Origin of the sequence: Nonomuraea glycinis, from assembly GCF_035920485.1 — a bacterium.
GTDB lineage: Bacteria > Actinomycetota > Actinomycetes > Streptosporangiales > Streptosporangiaceae > Nonomuraea > Nonomuraea glycinis.
The window spans coordinates 6236041-6255421 of the sequence record NZ_CP109166.1; the positions used below are offsets into that span (position 1 = coordinate 6236041).

The 19381-nt window shown below is 71.4% G+C and carries 20 protein-coding genes; 10 read left to right on the plus strand and 10 right to left on the minus strand.

Going from position 1 to position 19381, the window contains the following annotated elements; all coding sequences use genetic code 11:
• Positions 1-54 precede the first annotated feature (54 nt).
• A complete protein-coding gene (gene npdG / locus OHA68_RS29290) occupies positions 55-708 on the plus strand; it encodes an NADPH-dependent F420 reductase (protein ID WP_327103150.1) in 654 nt (217 codons plus the stop codon).
• Positions 709-719: 11 nt separating this feature from the next.
• Here the strand turns inward: npdG and OHA68_RS29295 are convergent, their stop codons facing one another.
• The 6 genes from OHA68_RS29295 to OHA68_RS29320 form a co-directional block, all read right to left on the minus strand.
• Positions 720-1325, minus strand: coding sequence for a response regulator transcription factor (locus tag OHA68_RS29295; protein ID WP_327103151.1), 606 nt, complete (start codon positions 1323-1325; stop codon positions 720-722).
• 76 nt (positions 1326-1401) lie between these two features.
• The gene (locus OHA68_RS29300) at positions 1402-2484 is read right to left on the minus strand and encodes a sensor histidine kinase (protein WP_327103152.1); all 1083 of its coding nucleotides are present in this window, start codon (positions 2482-2484) and stop codon (positions 1402-1404) included.
• 7 nt (positions 2485-2491) lie between these two features.
• Positions 2492-3211, minus strand: coding sequence for an ABC transporter permease (locus tag OHA68_RS29305; RefSeq protein ID WP_327103153.1), 720 nt, complete (start codon positions 3209-3211; stop codon positions 2492-2494).
• Positions 3208-4095 carry an ABC transporter ATP-binding protein gene (locus tag OHA68_RS29310; protein ID WP_327103154.1) on the minus strand — a complete coding sequence of 296 codons (888 nt, stop codon included), beginning with the start codon at positions 4093-4095 and terminating at the stop codon, positions 3208-3210. The genes OHA68_RS29305 and OHA68_RS29310 overlap by 4 nt, the downstream gene beginning before the upstream one ends.
• Before the next feature lie 45 nt (positions 4096-4140).
• Positions 4141-4824 carry an alpha/beta hydrolase gene (locus OHA68_RS29315; protein WP_327103155.1) on the minus strand — a complete coding sequence of 228 codons (684 nt, stop codon included), beginning with the start codon at positions 4822-4824 and terminating at the stop codon, positions 4141-4143.
• A gap of 110 nt (positions 4825-4934) precedes the next feature.
• Complete coding sequence (locus OHA68_RS29320) at positions 4935-6371, minus strand: aminotransferase-like domain-containing protein (RefSeq protein WP_189143227.1); 1437 nt, start codon at positions 6369-6371, stop codon at positions 4935-4937.
• 60 nt (positions 6372-6431) lie between these two features.
• Here OHA68_RS29320 and OHA68_RS29325 point away from each other — a divergent pair, with 60 nt between their 5' ends.
• The 3 genes from OHA68_RS29325 (at position 6432) to tnpB (ending at position 10387) form a co-directional block, all read left to right on the plus strand.
• Positions 6432-7604, plus strand: coding sequence for a trans-sulfuration enzyme family protein (locus OHA68_RS29325; protein ID WP_327103156.1), 1173 nt, complete (start codon positions 6432-6434; stop codon positions 7602-7604).
• Positions 7605-7646: 42 nt separating this feature from the next.
• Positions 7647-8597: a threonine/serine dehydratase gene (locus OHA68_RS29330; RefSeq protein WP_327103157.1), complete on the plus strand. Its 951-nt coding sequence runs from the start codon at positions 7647-7649 to the stop codon at positions 8595-8597.
• Positions 8598-9004: 407 nt separating this feature from the next.
• Positions 9005-10387, plus strand: coding sequence for an IS607 family element RNA-guided endonuclease TnpB (gene tnpB, locus OHA68_RS29335; RefSeq protein WP_327103158.1), 1383 nt, complete (start codon positions 9005-9007; stop codon positions 10385-10387).
• A 4-nt stretch (positions 10388-10391) separates the two neighbouring features.
• Here the strand turns inward: tnpB and panB are convergent, their stop codons facing one another.
• Complete coding sequence (gene panB, locus OHA68_RS29340) at positions 10392-11219, minus strand: 3-methyl-2-oxobutanoate hydroxymethyltransferase (RefSeq protein WP_327103159.1); 828 nt, start codon at positions 11217-11219, stop codon at positions 10392-10394.
• A gap of 134 nt (positions 11220-11353) precedes the next feature.
• Between panB and OHA68_RS29345 the strand changes: the two genes are divergently transcribed.
• The 3 genes from OHA68_RS29345 to OHA68_RS29355 all read left to right on the plus strand — a co-directional run bounded on the left by OHA68_RS29345 (position 11354) and on the right by OHA68_RS29355 (position 14840).
• Positions 11354-12577 (plus strand): MFS transporter, encoded by a 1224-nt coding sequence (locus tag OHA68_RS29345; RefSeq protein ID WP_327103160.1) that lies wholly within the window; start codon positions 11354-11356, stop codon positions 12575-12577.
• A gap of 102 nt (positions 12578-12679) precedes the next feature.
• On the plus strand, positions 12680-14230 hold the full coding sequence (locus tag OHA68_RS29350) for an MFS transporter (protein ID WP_327103161.1): 1551 nt from the start codon (positions 12680-12682) through the stop codon (positions 14228-14230).
• Positions 14231-14237: 7 nt separating this feature from the next.
• A complete protein-coding gene (locus OHA68_RS29355) occupies positions 14238-14840 on the plus strand; it encodes a TetR/AcrR family transcriptional regulator (RefSeq protein ID WP_327103162.1) in 603 nt (200 codons plus the stop codon).
• 62 nt (positions 14841-14902) lie between these two features.
• Here OHA68_RS29355 and OHA68_RS29360 read toward each other — a convergent pair whose 3' ends face one another.
• Together OHA68_RS29360 and OHA68_RS29365 are read right to left on the minus strand one after the other, a co-directional pair.
• On the minus strand, positions 14903-15382 hold the full coding sequence (locus tag OHA68_RS29360) for an NUDIX hydrolase (protein ID WP_327103163.1): 480 nt from the start codon (positions 15380-15382) through the stop codon (positions 14903-14905).
• A gap of 90 nt (positions 15383-15472) precedes the next feature.
• The gene (locus tag OHA68_RS29365; RefSeq protein WP_327103164.1) at positions 15473-16249 is read right to left on the minus strand and encodes an alpha/beta fold hydrolase; all 777 of its coding nucleotides are present in this window, start codon (positions 16247-16249) and stop codon (positions 15473-15475) included.
• 58 nt (positions 16250-16307) lie between these two features.
• Between OHA68_RS29365 and OHA68_RS29370 the strand changes: the two genes are divergently transcribed.
• The 3 genes from OHA68_RS29370 (at position 16308) to OHA68_RS29380 (ending at position 17549) form a co-directional block, all read left to right on the plus strand.
• Positions 16308-16781 (plus strand): MarR family winged helix-turn-helix transcriptional regulator, encoded by a 474-nt coding sequence (locus tag OHA68_RS29370; RefSeq protein WP_327103165.1) that lies wholly within the window; start codon positions 16308-16310, stop codon positions 16779-16781.
• 115 nt (positions 16782-16896) lie between these two features.
• Positions 16897-17151 (plus strand): type II toxin-antitoxin system VapB family antitoxin, encoded by a 255-nt coding sequence (locus tag OHA68_RS29375; protein ID WP_327103166.1) that lies wholly within the window; start codon positions 16897-16899, stop codon positions 17149-17151.
• A complete protein-coding gene (locus OHA68_RS29380; RefSeq protein ID WP_327103167.1) occupies positions 17148-17549 on the plus strand; it encodes a type II toxin-antitoxin system VapC family toxin in 402 nt (133 codons plus the stop codon). The genes OHA68_RS29375 and OHA68_RS29380 overlap by 4 nt, the downstream gene beginning before the upstream one ends.
• 12 nt (positions 17550-17561) lie before the next feature.
• Here OHA68_RS29380 and OHA68_RS29385 read toward each other — a convergent pair whose 3' ends face one another.
• Entirely contained in the window at positions 17562-19334 is a 1773-nt protein-coding gene (locus OHA68_RS29385) for an NAD+ synthase (protein ID WP_327103168.1), read from the minus strand.
• Positions 19335-19381 lie beyond the last annotated feature (47 nt).

Here is a 19381-nt window from a genome sequence, read left to right on the forward strand (position 1 = left end):
GCTCCGGCGGGCCCGGCGGAGCCCGCCGGAGGCGAAGCTGGCATGATCTGGCTTATGACTGACGTGAGCGGACTTTCCATCGGCATTCTCGGCGGCACCGGTGACCAGGGCAAAGGGCTGGCGCGACGGTTCGCCATGGCCGGGTTGCGGGTGGTGATCGGGTCACGCAGCGCCGAGCGGGCGGGCGAGGCGGCCGACTCCATCGGGGCGGGCGCGAGCGGTGCCACCAACTCCGAGGTCGCCGCCGGGTGCGACATCGTGATCGTGGCGGTGCCGTATGACGGGCACAAGGCGCTGCTGGAGTCGCTGACCACGGAGCTGGCCGGCAAGATCGTGGTCGACTGCGTGAACCCGCTCGCGTTCGACAAGCAGGGCGCCTACGCGCTGCCCGTGGCGGAGGGGAGCGCCGCCCAGCAGGCCGCGGCGGTGCTGCCGGACAGCCGGGTGGTCGCGGCCTTCCACCACGTGTCCGCCGTGCTGCTGATGGATCCGGCCGTGGAGAAGGTGGACCTGGACGTCCTCGTGCTCGGCGACGACCGCGAGGCGACCGACACGGTGCGGGCCCTGGCGGACGTCATCCCCGGCGTGCGCGGCGTCTACGGCGGCCGCCTGCGCAACGCCTTCCAGGTGGAGGCGCTGACCGCCAACATGATCTCCATCAACCGTCGCTACAAGGCACACGCCGGCCTGCGCATCACCGACATCTGACGGCCGTTTCGTCAGAGCCAGCCCGCGTCCTCGGCGATGCGGATGGCGTCGATCTTGTTCCGGGCGCCGGTCTTGGTGATCGCGGCCGTCAGATAGTTGCGCACGGTGCCGGGCGACAGGTGCAGGCGGGAGGCGGTCTCCTCCGCGGAGGAGCCTATGGCCGCCTCCTTCAGCACGCTCGACTCGCGCGGCGTCAGCGGGCTCTCGCCGTACTCCATCGCCGAGGACACCAGCTCGGCGTCCAGCACGCGCAGGCCCGCCGCGGTGCGCCTGATGGCGTCCGCCAGCTGGTCGCCGGGCGCGTCCTTGACCAGGAACGCCTCGATGCCGGCCGCGAGCGCGCGCCGCACCTGACCCGGCTGCCCCAGCGCCGTGAGCACCAGGACCCGGCACGACGGCAGCCGCTCGCGCAGCGAGGCGGCGGCGGTGATGCCGTCCACGACCGGCAGGTCGATGTCCAGGACCGCCACGTCGGGGCGGGCCGCCAGCGCGGCGGGCACGATCTCGTCACCCCGCGTGACCTCGGCGACCACGTCGAGATCCGGCTCCAGCCGCAGCAGAGCCGTGAGAGCGGCCCGGATCATGTGCATGTCCTCCGCGAGCAGCACCCTGATCATGCTGTACGACCACCGTCCGGTCTCATGCGGGGACCTCCGCCGTCCACTTCCGTGCCGGTACGACCACTGTCCGGTCTCATGCCGGGACCTCCACGGCCAGCAGGAAGCCGGTCCCGTCGGGGGTGGCGGTGAGGGTGCCGCCGGCCTGGCCCGCGCGCTCGGCCAGGCTGGTGAGGCCGCCGCCGGCCGGGGCGCGATCACCGGTGACGCCGTCGTTGGCCACCTCCAGGCGGAGCCGCCCCGCGTCCGCCGACGTGGTGATCGTGCACGTGGTGGCCAGGCTGTGCCGCAGGACGTTGGTGACCGCCTCACGCACCGCCCAGGCCAGCGTCTCGTCCGAGCGTTTCGGCAGCCGGGTGTCGGTGAGGTGGGCCTGGCAGCTCACACCGGACGACTCCAGCAGCGCCACGGCCCGGTTCACCTCGCCGGACAGCGTCAGCTCGCGGTAGCCGCGCGCCACCTGCCGTACGTCCTGGGCCGCCTCCCTGGCCACCTTGACCAGCTCGGCCACCTCGCCCCGGGCCGCGTCCGGGTCGCGATCCAGCAGCCGGGAGGCCAGGTCGCCCTTGAGCGCGATGGCGGTGAGGCTGCGGCCCAGGCCGTCGTGCAGGTCGCGGGAGATGCGCAGCCGCTCCTTGAGCACCGCCGCCTCCGCCAGCTCGGCCCTGGCCTCCTGAAGGTCGGCGGAGACGCGGACGAGGCGGACCAGCGCGTAGGTCAGCGCGCCGGTGATGGGCACCGAGGAGGCGTAGAAGAGCGTGATCACTATGGCGGGCAGGCCGACGAACAGGGCCACGCCCTCGTAGGCGACCATCAGGGTCACCGCGGCGGCGCCCCAGCGCAGCGGCAGCAGCACCAGCACCGCTCCGGCCAGCATGGGCGCGGCCAGCGCGGAGTAGCCGGTGGGCAGCAGGAAGTCGGGCAGGTAGGTGACGACGGCCTGCCCTATCAGGGTGAGCGGGAACAGCGGGGGCCGCTCACCTCGCAGCCCGGCCCGCATGTTCAGGTAGTGCAGCGAGACGACCCCGAGCATCGCGAGGCAGGCCACCAGGCCGTACATCGGGCCCATGAAGACGTAGACCAGCCCCGGCAGCGAGTAGGTGATGGCCACGCCGGTGATGAGGCCGGTCGCCAGGCGCCGTGCGAAGGTGGAGGTCACGGCTCGATTATGACCGTCGGGGTTCCCACCGGAACCACAGCCTCAGGGCCACGGCGCCGATCACCGCCCAGGCGGCGAGGTCCAGGGCGGGCTGGACCACGGCGCCGGTGGAGACGGCGTCCACCACGGCCGCGGTCGGCAGCAGGTCCAGCGCGGTCCCTACGAACGAAGGCAGCGGGATCGGTCCCATCGCGCCCGCGCCGACCCCGGCCATCAGGAAGATGGGCATGGTGTAGGCGGCGGCCAGCTCGGCGCGCGGGATCGCGGCCGTGTAGGCGGCGCCGAGCAGGGCCATCACGGCGGAGCCCGCGACGATGGCGGCGCCGAACAGCAGCGGGTCCGGCGGGAACGGCACGTCGGCGAGGAACCGCACGGCCACCATGGACAGCAGGATCAGGCCCACGGTCTGCGTCACCGTGCTGGCGAGCTGGCCGGCCAGGATCTGCGCGTCGGTCAGTCGGGTGGTGCGCAGCCGCTTGAGCACCAGTTGGTCGCGGCGGCTCGTCAGGGCGACGACGATGTTCATGAACGCGGTGATCGCCAGCAGGACGGCCAGCATGCCGTGGAAGAGCTGGGCGACCTCGGAGACCTGGCCGGGCCGGACGTTGCTCATGAGCACCGGCAGCCCGACGGCCAGCCCCACGGGGGTGACGACCGAGGCGAACAGCATGGTGCGGTCCCGCCAGAACAGGCGGGTGCCGAGCCGGTAGGTGGCGGCGACGCTCATCGGGCGCTCCTGGTCAGGTCGAGGAAGAGGTCTTCGAGGTTGGCCGCGCGGACCTCCAGGCCCGTCAGCCGCAGGCCGCGCCCGGCGGCCCAGGTCAGCAGCGTCTGCGCGGCCAGGTCCGGGTCGTCGGCCCGGCAGACGGCGATCTCGCCCTCCAACGTGACCGGCAGTGGCAGGTCCGCCGGGCGCACGCCTTCGGGCAGCCGGAACGCCACCCGGCCGCCGCGGGCGGCGAGCGTCTCCGCCATCCCACCGGCCGCGACGATCTCGCCCTCGTCCAGGATCGCCATCGAGGCGGCCAGTCGCTGCGCCTCCTCCAGGTAGTGGGTGGTGAGCAGGATCGTGGTGCCCTGCGCGGCCAGGCCGCGCACCACCTCCCAGGTGTCACGGCGCCCCTCGGCGTCCATGCCGGTGGTCGGCTCGTCCAGGAAGAGCACGTCCGGGCCGCCCAGCAGGGCCAGCGCCAGATCGAGGCGCCGCTTCTCGCCGCCGGAGAGCTGGCGCACCTTCGTGCCCGCCTTCGCGGCCAGACCGGCCAGCTCCAGCGCCTCCCCGCGCGGGCGGGGCGCGGCGGTGAAGTCGCGCCACGTGTCGACGGTCTGCGCCACGGTCAGGTCGGGGAAGAAGCCGGCCTCCTGCAGCATGATGCCGGTCCGCTCCCGTACGGCGGCGCGATCGGCGACCGGGTCGAGGTCGTGCACCCGTACGGTCCCGCCGTCGGGCCGCTGGAAGCCCCCGAGCAGCTCCACCGCCGTGGTCTTGCCCGCGCCGTTCCTGCCGAGCAGCGCGAAGATCTCACCGGCGGGCACCTCGAACGAGATGCCCTTCAAGGCGGCGAAGTCTCCGTAGCTCTTCCTGAGGTCGTGGACCCGAATCGCTGTCATGCCTGCGACTATGTCGGCGGCGCGCTCCGGACGGCAGTGAAGAATTCACGACTTCCGCGACAGTTTCCGCAGGGCGTCGGTAACCCCCTCGGGATCCACGATCTGGTGCAGATGCCTCCCGGGCGTGCGCAGCACCGGCCAGCCGCGCCGCCGCGCCTCCTCGGCCACCGTGTCGTACGGCGGGCCGTACCAGAGGAACGAGCATCTGACGGCGTCCCAGCCGGCGGGCACCGGGATCGGCTCGGTGTAGAAGCCGAGCGGCAGCCGCGGCTGCTCCGCCACGACCCGCTCCCGCACGGCCGGGTCGGCGGGGAACATCGGCGCGACGTCCTCCTCGCTCCACCAGTCCGTCCAGCGCGGCAGCACCCCGTCCGGGCCGGCCAGCTCGCGCAGGAACGGCAGGAAGGCCTCCTGCCCGGCCCGCACCAGCCCGCTCGCCGGTGGCAGGTGCGCGTCGGCGAACACGCACGCCACCACCCGCTCGCCCAGCCCTTCCTTGACCACCGGCAGGAACAGCCCCGCGTTGCTGTGCGCGACCAGCACCAGGGGCGTCTCGGGCGCGGCCGCGCGCACCGCCTCCACCACCCTCGGCCAGAAGGGGCCGCCGCCGGCCGTCACCCCGGTCAGGTCGGGCACCACGGCCGCGTGCCCCCTGCGCTCCAGCGCCGCCGCCACCGGCGCCCACGTCGCCGGCCCCACGCTGGGACTGTGTACGAGCACGAACGTCATACGCCCAACTCTGCCGCACCCCGCGCCCGCCCCACGGCCATGTCAGCTCACGGCGCAGCGGCGCGCCTTCACCGCCTCGTACCGGCGGGGGGGATCGAATCCTTTCCCGCTCAGACGATGAGGGTGTGGCGGGAGGCGGGGCGCTCGGTCCCGTCGTAGGCCCGCCAGGCGGCGGCCAGCGCGCGTACCGCCTGCGAGAGCTCGGCCCGCGGGAGCAGGAAGTGCAGCCGCAGGTGGTCCTCATGGCCGCCGAGCGGGTCGAACGACCTGCCGGGCGGCACCGCGACCCCATGCCGCAGCGCCACCTGCGCGAAGGAGCCGGCCTCGCCGCGCGGCAGCCGTACCCAGATCGTCTGACCGCCTTGGGCGGGCTCGAACGACCACGACGGCAGGTGGGCGCGCAGTTCGGCGCACAGGTGGTCGTGGCGGGCGCGCAGCGTGCGTACGCGCGCCCGCCGGATGTCCTCCAGCCGCGCCAGCAGCGCGGCGGCGGCGAGCTGGCCGACCACCTCACCGCCCAGATCGTGTACGGCGCGCAGCCGGGCCAGCCGGGAGATGAGCGGCGCGGAGGCGCGGATCCAGCCGATCCGCAGCCCGCCCCACACCGCCTTGCTCAGCGAGGAGATCGTGATGACCTGCTCGCCACGGGCGTAGGCGGCGACGGGAGCGGGGGTCCGGCCGTCGAAGCACAGCTCGGCGCAGACCTCGTCCTCGATCAGCGGCACGTCGTGCTCGGCGGCGAACGCGGCCAGGCGCCTGCGGGTGCCCGCGTCCATGACCGAGCCGGTGGGGTTGCGCGCGGTCGGCACCGTGTAGACCAGCGTGGGCCGCTCACGCGGCGCGGCGGCCAGGCCGGGCGGGTCCACGGTCATGGGGCGGACGACCGCGGCGGCGTGCCGGAACACCTCGATCGCCCCCGGGTACGTCGGCGACTCGGTCAGCACCGTGTCGCCGGGCGACACCAGCAGACCGGCGAGCAGCGTGAGCGCCTGCTGCGCGCCGGTCGTCACGATGATCTCCCGCGTGGTCGTGGGCAGGCCGCGGTCACAGTAGTAGGCGGCCACGGCCGCGAGCAGCGCCGGGTTCCCGGCGGGCTGGTAGCCCAGATCGCGCATGCCGGGCAGGTGTTCGATCGCCTCCGCGTACGCCTGGGCGAGCTCGGGCGGCGGCTCGTCCGGCGCGGCGCAGGTCAGCAGCCGCACCCCGTCCGGGGGGTGCAGGATGTGCAGGAGCAGCGGGTTGGCCTCGACCCCGTCGGTGCTGCGGGTGGCGGGCAGGTCCAGCGCGGCGACCCGGGTGCCGCTGCCCTGGCGGCGCACCACGCGGCCCTGCTGTTGCAGCAGGTCGTAGGCGGCCACCACGGTGCCCCGGCCGACCGCCAGCCGCCCGGCCAGCGTCCGGTCCGGCGGCAGCGGGAGGCCGGGAGGCAGCACGCCGTCGTCGATGAGCGCCCGCAGACGGGCGGCGAGCAGCAGGTAGAGCGGCCCGCGGCCGGACGCCCAGCGGCCCAGCCGGTCGACCACGTCATCGGCATTGGCCTCATTCATGAACCAATTTTGCCTGATTGGATCTGCTTTAGGTCCGCTTTCACGGACATTCTTACTGTTATGACCGATTACCGCCCCGAGACGAGGGCTGTCCACCTGCCTCAGCCGATCATCGAGGGCAGCCGCCCGATCGCCGTGCCCATCTATCAGACCTCCGGCTTCGTCTTCGACGACCCCGAGGTGATGGCGACCGCGATGGGCCGCCCGGACGGCCCGTTCGTCTACGGCAGATACACCAACCCCACCGTCCGCTCCCTCGAACAGGCGATCTCCGGCCTGGAGGGCGGCAGCGGCGCCATCGCCACCGGATCCGGCATGGGCGCCGTCAACATCGTGCTGCTCGGCCTGCTCAAGCCGGGCGACCACTTCATCGCGCAGCAGGCCCTGTACGGCGGGACCGCCGCCATGATCAACGAGCTGGCCGGCCGGTTCGGCGTCACCGTCAGCTACGTGCCCGAGGACGACCCCGCCGCCCTGCGCGCCGCGGTGCGCCCCGAGACCAGGCTCGTCTACCTGGAGACCATCGCCAACCCGATGTGCCAGGTCGCCGACCTGCCGGGGATGTTCGCGGTGGCGCGCGAGCTCGGCCTCGTCTCGGTGGTGGACAACACCTTCGCCACGCCCATGCTCTGCCGCCCGATCGAGCACGGCGCCGACATCGTCATCCACTCCACCACCAAGTATCTGTCCGGGCACACCGACGTCGTCGGCGGCATGGCCGTCTTCGCCGACGACGCGCTCTACAAGAAGGTGTGGCACTTCGCCATCAGCCTCGGCGCGTCGGCGGACCCGTTCGCCGCCTGGCTCACCCTGCGCGGCCTGCAGACGCTGCCGCTGCGGATGGAGCGGCACTGCGCCAACGCCCGGCTGCTCGCCACCCGCCTCGCCGACCACCCCGCGGTGGCGGCCGTGCACTGGCCCGGCCTGCCCACGCACCCGTCGTACGAGCTCGCGGGCAAACTGCTGCCGGACTTCGGCGGCGTGTTCGCCTTCGACCTGGCCGGCGGGCGCGCGGCGGGGGAGAAGTTCATGAGTTCGGTACGGCTGGCGCTGCTGGCTCCCTCGCTGGGCGGTGTCGAGACGCTCATCCTGCAGCCGGCCACCACCTCGCACCGCGCGCTGAGCGCCGCCGAGCTGGCCAAGCACGGGATCAGCGAGGGTACGGTGCGGGTCGCCGTCGGCATCGAGCACGCCGAGGACCTGTGGGCCGACTTCGAACAGGCGCTGGCGTAGAACTGAGGGAGCCCGAGCGGACGATCGAAGGAGCAATTGGTGATGACGGTGTCATACGAGGACGTGGTGAGTGCGGCCGAGCGCATCGGCGGGCACGTGCTGCGCACACCCGTGCTCGAAAGCGCACCGGGGCGGTTTCTCAAGCTGGAGCAGCTCCAGCACTCGGGATCGTTCAAGGTGCGGGGGGCGTTCAACCGCATCCTGTCGGCGGGGGAGCTCCCGGAGGCCGGTGTGATCGCGGCCAGCGGCGGTAACCATGGGCTCGCCGTCGCCTACGCCGCCCGCGCGCTCGGCGTCCGGGCGGAGATCTTCGTGCCGGAGGTGACGAGCCCGGTGAAGCTGGCCGGGCTGCGCGCGCTCGGCGCCCAGGTCACCCAGACCGGGACCATCTACTCCGAGGCGGCGGAGGCGGCGGCCAAACGCGCGGCCGAGACGGGCGCGCTCAAGGTGCACGCCTACGACCAGCCGGAGGTGGTGGCGGGTCAGGGCACCACCGGGCTGGAGCTGATGGCCCAGACGGGCGGCGTGGACACCATCGTCGTGGCGGTCGGCGGCGGCGGCTTCGCGGCCGGCGTGGCGGTGGGCTCCGGCATCCTCGGCGGCCCGTCGGGCACCGCCGGGCGGCCCAAGCTCGTCGCCGTGGAGCCTGAGCGGATCCCGACGCTGCACGAGGCGCTCAAGGCCGGTGAGCCGGTGCCCGTCGAGGTGAGCGGGATCGCGGCCGACGCGCTCGGCGCCACCCAGCTCGGCGACCTGGCCTACGGCATCCTCTCCCGGGCCGGCGCGCAGAGCGTGCTCGTCACGGACGACGCCATCGTGGCAGCGCGCCGTACCCTCTGGGCGGAGCACCACCTGATCGCCGAGCACGCGGGCGCGAGCGCGTACGCGGCGCTGCTGGCAGGTGTGTACGTCCCCGAGCCCGGCGAGCGGGTCGCGGTGCTGGTCTGCGGCGCCAACACCGACCCCGCCACCCTGGCCCACGGCCGGAGCTAACCCCGGGCCGGTCCACCGCCAGGCCGGTCCACCGCCAGGGATGACGAGTGGCGCGCGGTTCCGATGCCGCCAGGCCGGCACTTCGGCCTCCCCCTCCGGAGGGGGAGGCCGAGGCGGGGTTGGTAACTGCTGTGGTTCGTATCAGTGTTCGTCAGTCTTCATCTGGTTTTCTCTAGCGTGATCGCGGTGTGTCACCTGGTGATCCGGGGGTCGGCTCAGTGGTCTGCTCGCTGGCGGACGGCATGGCGAAGTGCTGGAGGGCCTGCGGCTTGGCGCCGTTTCTGGCCGGCGCTGCCTGCCCCATCCCTCCATCGTCACCATGCGCATGCAAAGCCTTACCCGGTGTGCGGTCATGCTGGTAAAGTCGTTCGCACACACTCTCGAATGTGCGAGGGAGGGGGTGCGTCGTGCAGGTCGTGCAGGCCTACCGTTTCGCGCTGGACCCCACCGCACGCCAGGCCGCCGCGCTGGCGTCGCATTGCGGGGCGGTGCGGGTGGCGTTCAACTGGGGCCTGGCGCAGGTGAAGGCGAATCTGGCGCAGCGGGAGGCCGAACGCTCCTACGGCATCCCCGAGGACCGGCTCACCCCGGCCCTGTCGTGGTCCATGTACAACCTGCGCAAACGCTGGAACCAGGTCAAGGACGAGGTGGCGCCGTGGTGGGCGGGCAACTCCAAGGAGGCCTACGCGTGCGGGCTGGCCCGCCTGGCCGACGCCCTGGCGAACTGGCGTGACTCCAAGAGCGGTAAGCGTAAGGGCCCGAAGGTGGGTTTTCCCCGGTTCAAGTCCAAACGCCGTGCGGCCCGGTCGGTGCGGTTCACCACCGGGACGATCCGGCTGGACGGCCACACCCACGTGGTCCTGCCGGTGCTGGGCCGGATCAAAACGTATGAGCCGGTCGGCAAACTCGCCCGCCTGCTCACCGAAGGGGCGCGGATCGCCTCGGCGACGGTGCGCTGGCAGGAGGGCCGCTGGCACGTCAGCTTCACCGTGCACACCGAACATGCGGTGGCCTTGCCTGCCCGGCCGGACGCGGTGATCGGCGTGGACCTCGGCATCAAGACCCTGGCGGTCTTCTCCGACGGACGCCCGACGATCGCCAACCCCCGCCACCTCGACGCCGCCGCACGCAGGCTGCGCCGCCTGTCGCGGGCGGCCTCCCGCAAACGCGGCCCGGACCGGCGTACCCGGCAACGGCCGTCGAACCGTTGGCTGCGCGCCAACGCCGCCCGCAACCGGGCCGAGCATCGGGTGGCGGCGCTGCGCCGTGACGGCATCCACCAGCTCACCACCAGCCTGGCACGGACCTACGGCACCATCGTGGTCGAGGACCTCAACGTGGCCGGGATGGTCCGCAACCGGCGGCTGGCCCGCGCCCTCTCCGACGCGGGTTTCGGGGAGATCCGCCGCCAGCTCGCCTACAAGACCACCTGGAACGGCGGCCGACTGCTGGTGGCCGGCCGTTGGTTCCCCTCCTCCAAGACGTGCTCATCCTGCGGCGCGGTGAAAACCAAACTGCCGCTGCGGGTGCGCACCTACCTCTGTGAGGGGTGCGGCCTGTCGATGGATCGCGACGAGAACGCCGCGCTCAACCTCGCCTCGCTGGTGGAGCGTACGGTCGCCGGGAGTGGCCCGGAGACCCGAAACGGACGTGGAGCCGACCGTAAGACCCCGCCTGGCGGGGCAGGTGGCCGTGAAACGTCAACCCCGCACCGGGCATCTGCTGCCCGGATCAGACGGGGACCTTCGCCCACACCGGGCGAATCACTGACAACCCTTGAAACTCAGTGAACGGTTAGCGGTAGGTGTGTTCGGGGGCGGGGAAGGCGCCGGTGATCACGTCGTCGGCGAAGGCGCGGGCGGCGCGGTCCAGGTCGCCGGCCAGGTCGGCGTACTGCTTGACGAAGACGGCCGGGCGCGGCGTGAGGCCCATGAGGTCCTGCCAGACCAGCACCTGGGCGTCCGTGCCGGGGCCCGCGCCGATGCCGACGGTGGGGATGGTCAGCGACGTGGTCACCCGTGCGGCCAGGTCGGCGGGCACGCATTCGAGGACCACGGAGAAGGCGCCGGCCCGCTCCAGGTCCTTGGCGTCGGCCATGAGCTCCTCGCCGTCCTCGCCGCGCCCCTGGACGCGGTAGCCGCCGAGCACGTTGACCGACTGCGGCGTCAGCCCGAGGTGCGCCATCACCGGGACACCCGCCGACACCAGGGCTTCGACCTGGGGCAGGATGCGCCGCCCGCCCTCCAGCTTGACCGCGTGGGCGCCCGCTTCCTTCATGAAGCGGGCCGCCGACTCCAGTGCCTGCCCCGGCGAGGACTGGTAGGAGCCGAACGGCAGGTCGGCCACCACGAGGGCGCGCGAGGAGCCGCGCACCACGGCCGCGGTCAGCGACAGCAGCTCGTCGACGGTGACGGGCAGCGTGGAGTCGTGGCCGTAGACGACCATCGCGGCCGAGTCGCCCACCAGCAGGACCGGGATGCCCGCCTGGTCGAACGCGCGGGCCGTCATCGCGTCGTAGGCGGTGACCATGGGCCACCGCTCTCCGCGCTGCTTGGCCGCGGCGAGGTCGCGCACGGTGACGCGGCGACCGGAGACGCCGCCGTACAGAGTCGATGAAGACATGAGAGAGCCTCCAGAAACGTCTCGAGGCGCCCCAGCGGCGTCCCCGGACTCCTCCCGATGATGCCACGGCGGAAAACGGGTGGCGAAAGTGTCGGTGCGAGTTGGCACAATGGGCCAGGAGGTAAGCAATAACAATGGCTATCGAACCTTACCGGCGTCTGTTCCGGCTCCCTGGTGTCGGCGTGCTGCTGGTGGTCGGCGTGCTGGCCCGCGTCCCCGTCACGGCGATCGGGATGGCGCTGACGCTGCACGCCGTCGAGTCCCTCGACCTCGGTTACGTCATGGCCGGGCTGGTCACGATGGCGAGCACGATCGGCCTGGCCGTCGGAGCCCCGCTGTCGGGACGGTTCGTCGACCGTTACGGCCTGCGCCCGGTCCTGGCCGTCACCACGGCGGCGCAGGCGGTGTTCTGGGCGACCGCCTGGGCGCTGCCGTTCCCCGTGCTGGTCGCCGCCGCGGCGGTGGCGGGGCTGCTGGGGCTGCCGGTGTTCAGCGTGATCAGGCAGTGCCTGGCCGCCATGGTGCCGCTGGAGCAGCGCCGCACGGCCTTCTCACTCGACTCGATGTTCGTCGAGCTCTCCTACATGACGGGGCCGGCGCTGGCGGTGTTCGGGATGATCACGTTCGGCAGCGGGCCGACGATGGCCGTCATCGCGATCGGGCTGACCGGGTCCGGCCTGGCGCTGCTGCTGCTCAACCCGCCGGTCAGGTCGGCCGCGGAGCTGGCGGCGCCCGGGGCGAAGGTGTCGCGGCGGCAGTGGCTCACGCCCGGCCTGCTCGCGCTGCTCGGCACCGTGGCCGCCGCCACCTTCGTGCTCACCGCCACCGAGCTCGCGATGATCGCCACCATGCAGACCTCGGGGCAGACGGGGTGGATCGGGCTGGCCGTCGGCATCTGGTGCCTCTACTCTCTGACCGGTGGCTTCATCTATGGCGGGCTGTCGCGCGGGTTCTCGCCGCTGGTGCTCGTCGCGAGCATGGGCCTGCTCACCGTGCCCGTGGGGCTGGTGTCAGGCCAGTGGTGGTGGCTGCTGCTGGCGCTGCTGCCGTCGGGCCTGCTGTGCGCCCCGGCGCTGTCGTCCACCGTCGAGGCGCTCAGCGGCAAGGTGCCCGCCGGGGCCAGGGGAGAGGCCATGGGCCTGCACGGCACCGCCCTGCTGATCGGCGGGGCCTCGTCCGCGCCCATCGCCGGCGCGATCATCGACGCCCACGGTGCCGGCTGGGCGTTCGCCGTGGCGGGGCTGATCGGAGTCGTGATCGTGCTGGTCGCGCTGACGTTCTGGCGTCGCCCGCAGCGGCCGTCCGCCGCGGTGGTCAGTGACGATCCGACACCGCGCGAGACGCTGGCGGCCCATTGAGCGAGTGTGACCCACATTACGAAACGGGACCGTTGCGTATCGAAATACCTTGCGATACGGTTGCGTAGCGAAACTTGATCGTATCGAAATTGAGGTGCCGCATTGAAGCCCAACACAGGGCATCCACGCCGCTGGGCGATCCTCGGCGTGCTGGTGTTCAGCCTGCTGGCGGTCGTGCTCGACAACACGATTCTGAACGTGGCGATGAAGACCATCGCCGACCCGGACCTCGGGCTGGGGGCGACCCAGAGCGAGCTTGAGTGGGCGATCAACTCCTACACCCTGGTGTTCGCCGGACTGCTGTTCACTTTCGGCGTGATCGGCGACCGCACAGGCCGTAAGCGCATGCTCTTCATCGGCATGGTGCTGTTCGGCCTGGCCTCGCTGGCCAGCGCCTACGCGCAGGATCCGACCCAGTTGATCCTGGCCAGGGCGGCGATGGGCATCGGCGGCGCGGCGATCATGCCCGCGACGCTGGCCATCATCTCCAACGTCTTCCCGCCCAGCGAGCGGGGCAAGGCCATCGGGTTCTGGGCGGGCGGTGTGGGTCTGGCCGTCGCGATCGGGCCGATCACCGGCGGCCTGCTGCTCGAGTATTTCTGGTGGGGCTCGGTCTTCCTGATCAACGTGCCGATCGTGCTGATCAGCGTGGTGCTCATCGCGACCATCGTGCCCGAGTCGCGCGACCCCAAGCCGTCGAAGCTCGACCCCATCGGCGTGCTGCTGTCCATCGTCGGCCTGGTCGCCGTCGTCTACGGCATCATCCGGGGCGGCGAGCTGGCCACCTTCAGCTCCGCCGAGGTGCTGGTGCCCACCCTGTTCGGGGTGGCCGTGCTCGCGGTGTTCGTCTGGTGGGAGCGGCGCATCGACAACCCCGTCTTCGACGTCCGCTACTTCAGCAACATCCGGTTCAGCTCGGCCATCGGCATGATGGGCATCGTCTTCTTCGCCATGATGGGCGCGATGTTCTTCCTGACCTTCTACCTGCAGATCGTGCTGGACTTCAGCGCGGTGCAGGCGGGGGCGCTGCTGATCCCGTTCGCCGCGGCGCAGCTCATCTTCTCGCCGCTCAGCCAGCGGGTGAACGAGCGGTTCGGGGCCAAGCTGTCGGCCACCGTCAGCCTGTCGGTGATCGCGCTGGTGCTGGGCAGCTACGCCCTGCTCGACCAGAACACCCCGATCCTGGTGCTGGAGATCATTTTCTTCGTGCAGGGCGCGGCCATGGCCAACATCATGCCGCCGGCCACCACGGCCATCATGGAGGCGCTGCCCGGCGAGAAGGCCGGCGTCGGCTCGGCCATGAGCAACACCGTCCGGCAGGTAGCCGGGGCGCTCGGCGTCGCCGTGCTCGGCTCGGTGCTGTCGTCCACCTACCGGGGTGAGATCGCGCCGTCCCTGCAGGGTTTGCCGGCCGCCGCCCAGCACGTGGGCGGTGAGTCGATCATGGGGACCGTCGAGGTCGCCAGGGCGCTCGGCGAGCGCGGGGAGGCCATCATGCAGCCCGCCTACGCGGCGTTCCTGCACGGCATGCACGTCACCGCGCTGGTGTCGGCCGCCATCGCGCTGGTCGGTGTCGCGGTCGTCGCCAGGTGGATGCCCGGTAAGCCGCCTTCGGTGGTGGAGACGGAGCAGAAAGAACCAGCGGTAGTGTGAGACCGCGATGACCACCCAGCAACCGGTGACGGCCCGTCCGGCAGGCCGTCCACGCAGCGAGAAGGCCGAGCGCGCGATCATCGAGGCGACCCTCGACCTGATCGCCGAGGGCATGGGCGTCTCCGAGCTGTCCATCGAGGCGATCGCGTCGAGGGCGGGCGTCGGCAAGACGACCATCTACCGGCGCTGGTCCAACAAGGAGGACCTCGTCGTCGACGCGCTCGCCACGCTCAAGGCGCCGCTTCCGCCGCTCGCCGGGGAGTCGGTGCGCGACGACCTGATCGCCCTGGTGGACGTGATGCGCCATGAGGCGGGCCAGACCCGCGGGCGGTGCGTGATGAACGTCGCGATGAGCGAGGCGGACCGCAACCCGCGGCTCACCGAGCGCTTCATCAAGCGGGCGATCGAGCCGCGGCGGACGGCCATGCGCGAGACGATCGTGCGCGGCGTCGCCACCGGCGAGCTCAAGCCCGACCTGGACGTGGAGATCGGGATGGCGCTGCTGTCGGGCGCCATGCTCTGGTACGGCAAGTGGGGACCCGGGGGCGAGCTGCCGGCGGACCTGGCCGAGCGCCTCGTCGACCAGATCCTCACCGGCCTGGCCGCCTGAGCCCGCCCGGCGGACCCGGACCGGGTCCCGCGCCCGCCGGGCCCGCGAGGCGGGCGGCGGTCTCAGACGGCTTTGCCCAGGATCGGCCGGCCGTGTTCCAGGTAGACGGTCTCGCCCAGGTCGCGGGCGAGGGCGGCGGCCTTGACCCGGCGGGCGAGCCGGTCGATCAGCATCTCGTCCAGCTCGTCCACCGGGTGGAAGTCGTAGGCGCTGAGCTCGTGGTCGGCGAACGTGATTCGCGCGAGCGTCTCCGGCCCGAGCACGTCGCCGTCGAACACGAACAGGATCAGGTCGCCCTTGGCCGGATGCGGCGCCCAGTCGGCCACGAGCAGCCGCCCGATCGGCGGCCGGATGCCGAGCTCCTCCCGCACTTCGCGCACGCACGCCTGGTAGGGCGTCTCACCCGGCTCGACGAACCCGCCGGGAATGTCCATGTCGGGCTTGTACGTGGGCCGCACCAGCATCACCCGGTCCCCCTCGTCGAAGAACAGGGCTCCGGCGGCGGCGCGAGCCAGGGCAGACGGCGCATCGTGATCGCTCACTCTCTGACAGTACGTGAGCTTCGGGCATCTCCCAGTGAACCTAAGGTGACATCCTTCCCCCTCTTGGCCAGATAGGCACAAGTCAGACCATCAGCGGGTGCGGAGGAAGTCCCCGAGGATCTCGTTGAAGACGTCCGGGCGCTCCATGTTGGGGTAGTGGGCGCATCCGTCGATCGAGATCGAGCGGCCGTCGGCGACGTTGCCGGTGAGGCGTTCGGCCATGTCCAGGTGATCGGGTGAGTCGAGGGCGCCGTTGACGGCCAGCACGGGCACGTCGATCTTGGCGGCTCGGCCCCAGGTGTCGCGCACCGGGACGAGCGGATCGGGTTCGTCGGCGGTGTGCTTGGACATGGTCTGTCTGGCCATCTGGCGCAGGCGGCTCACGACCTCGGGGTCGAGATCGTCGAGCGTGCGGTGCGGGCCCACGCCAAGGAGCGTGAATGCCTCGACCGAGGCGTCGAGGTCGCCGGCGAGCATCGCCGAGTGCCAGGCGGCCATGGTCTGCGTGGTCCAGGGGTCGGTGAAGGCCGGCTCGCTGGTCCCGGCGCCGCTGACGACCACGGCGCTGACCAGCTCCGGGTGCTCCAGTGCGGTGTCGATGGCGATGCCCGCCCCCATGGAGACGCCCACCAGGATCGCGGGGCCGGCGTCCAGGTGGCGCAGCAGCGCGGCGAGGTCGTCGGTGAGCCGGAACGGCTCGGTGGCGTTGGCGGACCGGCCGTGCCCTCGGGCGTCGGGCGCGATGACGCGGTATCGCGAGGCGAAGATCGGGATCTGGTCGTCCCACATGCCGTGGTGGAGGAAGCCGCCGTGCAGCAGAACAAGGGGCCGGCCGGTGCCGCTGTCGAGCCAGAACAGTCCATTCATGACACCTAAGGTGTCATGAATGGAGGCATGATGACAACCTAGATGTCATTATGGTGGGGTGCGAGAAACAGCGCGTGGCCCTGCGCCCGGAGAACCGACGGACCGGCTCGGCGAGGTGTTCGACCTGGTCGGCCCGCTGTACCGGCGCGCTCAGCGCAAAGTGGAGCAGGACGCGCCCATCGAGGGGTTGTCGGTCGGGGTGCGGGCCGTGCTCAACCTGCTCCGCGAGCATGGGGCCATGACCGTTCCCCAGATGGGCCGGGCTCAGGCGCTGAGCCGCCAGTTCGTGCAGCGCATGATCAACGACGCGGCCGCGCGGCACCTGGTCGAGGTCTGCCCTAACCCGGCGCACAAGAGGTCCTCGCTCATCCGGCTGACGGAGGAGGGCCGGGCCGCCATCACCGCCGTGATCGACCGCGAGCGCGAGGTGCTGCGGTCGCTCGGCGGCGAGCTGACCGACGCCGAGATCGACGCCTGCGTCCGGGTGCTCTCTCGCCTCCTGCGCCTGCTCGACGACGTCGACGTCGACTGAGCGGGTGCCGTCACGGGCTGTCCCGCGCCGGCCCTACCGGCCGAGCGTCAGGGCCTTTTCTGTGCCTGGGCCTGGAGGTGGAATGGTTCCTTGGATAGGTAGAAAGGTGGACATTATGAGTCTGAACATCAAGAACCCTGAGACGCACAGGCTGGTTCAGGAGCTTGCGAGCCTGACCGGGGAGAGTCAGACGGCCGCCGTGACGGCCGCCGTCCGCGAACGACTCGAACGTGTCCGGCATCTCCGCAGCGCCGGCCTGGCGGACCGGTTGCTCGCCATCGGCAGGGACACGGCTCCGCGCCTGGTCGAACCCTTCCGTTCCGTCGACCATGGAGAGCTTCTCTACGATGAGAACGGACTTCCCAGGTGATCATTGATACCTCGGCGATCATCGCCATTCTTCGCTCCGAACCGGATGCGCTCACCTTCGCCGAGGCCATCGCGGACGCCGCCGTCCGTCGCATGTCCGCCGCCAGCTTCCTGGAGGCGGCGGTCGTCATCGACGGCAGCCGTGATCCGATCGCCAGCCGTCGCTTCGACGAGCTCATCAGCACCGCTGAGATCGCCGTGGTCCCGATCGCAGAGGCCGAGGCCCGCAGGGCCCGTGCCGCCTATCGCGACTTCGGCAAGGGCAGCGGTCATCCCGCTGGGCTCAACTTCGGAGACTGCTTCGCCTACGCCCTTGCCCAGGAGTGTCAGGAGTCCTTGCTGTTCAAGGGCAAGGACTTCATCCACACTGATGTGCACGCCGCCCTTGACTCCGGGTGAGCGCACAGCCTTCTAAGGAGCCGTCTCGCGCCAGCGGTTGGTGATGGGCAGGCGGCGGTCCCGGCCGAAGTTCTTGGGGGTGATCTTCGGGCCCGGCGGATACTGCCGGCGCTTGTACTCGGCCCGGTCCACCAGGCCGATCACCCGCGTCACCAGCTCAGGATCGTGTCCGGCGGCGATGAGCTCGCGCGAGCCCATGTCCTTCTCCACGTAGTCGTCGAGCAGCCGGTCCAGCACCTCGTAGGGCGGCAGTGAGTCGGTGTCGCGCTGGTCGGGGCGCAGCTCGGCGCTCGGCTCCTTGGTGATGGAATTCTCCGGGATCGGCCGCTCCGCCTCCAGCAGGAACATCGGATCGGTGTGCGCGTTCCGCCAGCGGGACAGCTCCCACACCATGATCTTCGGCACGTCCTTGATGGGCGCGAAGCCGCCGGCGGAGTCGCCGTAGAGGGTGGAGTAGCCGGTCGCCAGCTCGCTCTTGTTGCCGGTGGTGAGCACCAGATGGCCGTGCTCGTTGGACAGCCCCATGAGGATCATGCCGCGTACCCTCGCCTGGAGGTTCTCGGCCGCGAGGCCGGACAGGCCGACCTCCTTCTCGAAGGCGGTGACGATGTCGGCGATCGGCACCACCTGGGAGGTCAGCCCCTGCCTGCGGACCAGCTCTTCGGCGTCGGCCAGGGAGTGCGCGGAGGAATAGCGCGAGGGCATCAGCACGACGTGCACCCGGGACGGGCCGATGGCGTCGGCGGCGATGGTCGCGGTGAGTGCCGAGTCGATGCCGCCGGACAGCCCCAGGATCACCGACCGGAAGCCGTTCTTCGCGACGTAGTCGCGGACCGCGAGCACCAGCGCCGCGTACACCTCGGCCTGCGTGCTCAGCGGCTCGGCCACGCGCGCGGGCTCCGGCGGGTACGGCGCGACGGGGTCCTGCGACAGCATGAGCCGTTCGACGGTGATGGTGGACCCGTCGCCCGCGTCGTACGGGAACGTCCCTGCCTCGGCGGTGGAGACCGGCAGGTCGAGGTCGGCGACGAGCAGCTCCTCCCGGAACTGGGCGGCCCGCGCGACCAGCTCGCCCGAGGCGTCCACCACGAGGGAGTCGCCGTCGAAGACCAGCTCGTCCTGCCCGCTGACCTGGTTGACGTAGACGAGCGCGCACCCGGCCTCGCGCGCCCTGCGCGCGCACAGCTCCAGCCGGACGTCGTCCTTCTCCTTCTCGTACGGCGAAGCGTTCGGCACGACGAGCAGCCCCGCGCCCGCCTGGCCCACGACGGAGACCGGGCCGCCCTCCTGCCAGAGGTCCTCGCAGACCGCGATCGCCACGTCCACCCCGTGCAGCCGGAAGATCGGCAGTCGGTCGCCGCGGACGAAGTAGCGGTATTCATCGAAGACGCCGTAGTTGGGCAGGTGGTGCTTGGCGGTGCGGGTGACCACCCGGCCCTGGTGGAGCACGGCGGCGGCGTCGAGCGGGGCGCCCTTGGGCTGGCCGACCCGGGGGGCGCGGTTGGCCCGGTCGACGTAGCCGACGACCACGGGCAGCTCGCCGAGTCCTTCGCGCTGGAGCCTGACGGCCACCTCGTCGAGGGCCGCGATGCTCGCGTCCACGAACGAGGTGCGCAGCACCAGGTCTTCCACGGGATAGCCGGTGAGGAACATCTCGGTGAACACCACGAGGTGCGCGCCGCGCTCGGCGGCCGCACGCGTCCAGGTGATCAGGCGGTCGGCGTTGCCGGCCAGGTCGCCAACGGTCGGGTTCGTCTGTGCCAGGGCAATACGCAGTTGTGCCACGGGAAACAGCCTAGTACGTACCCGTTTTTATCGTCAAAGCGACGAAA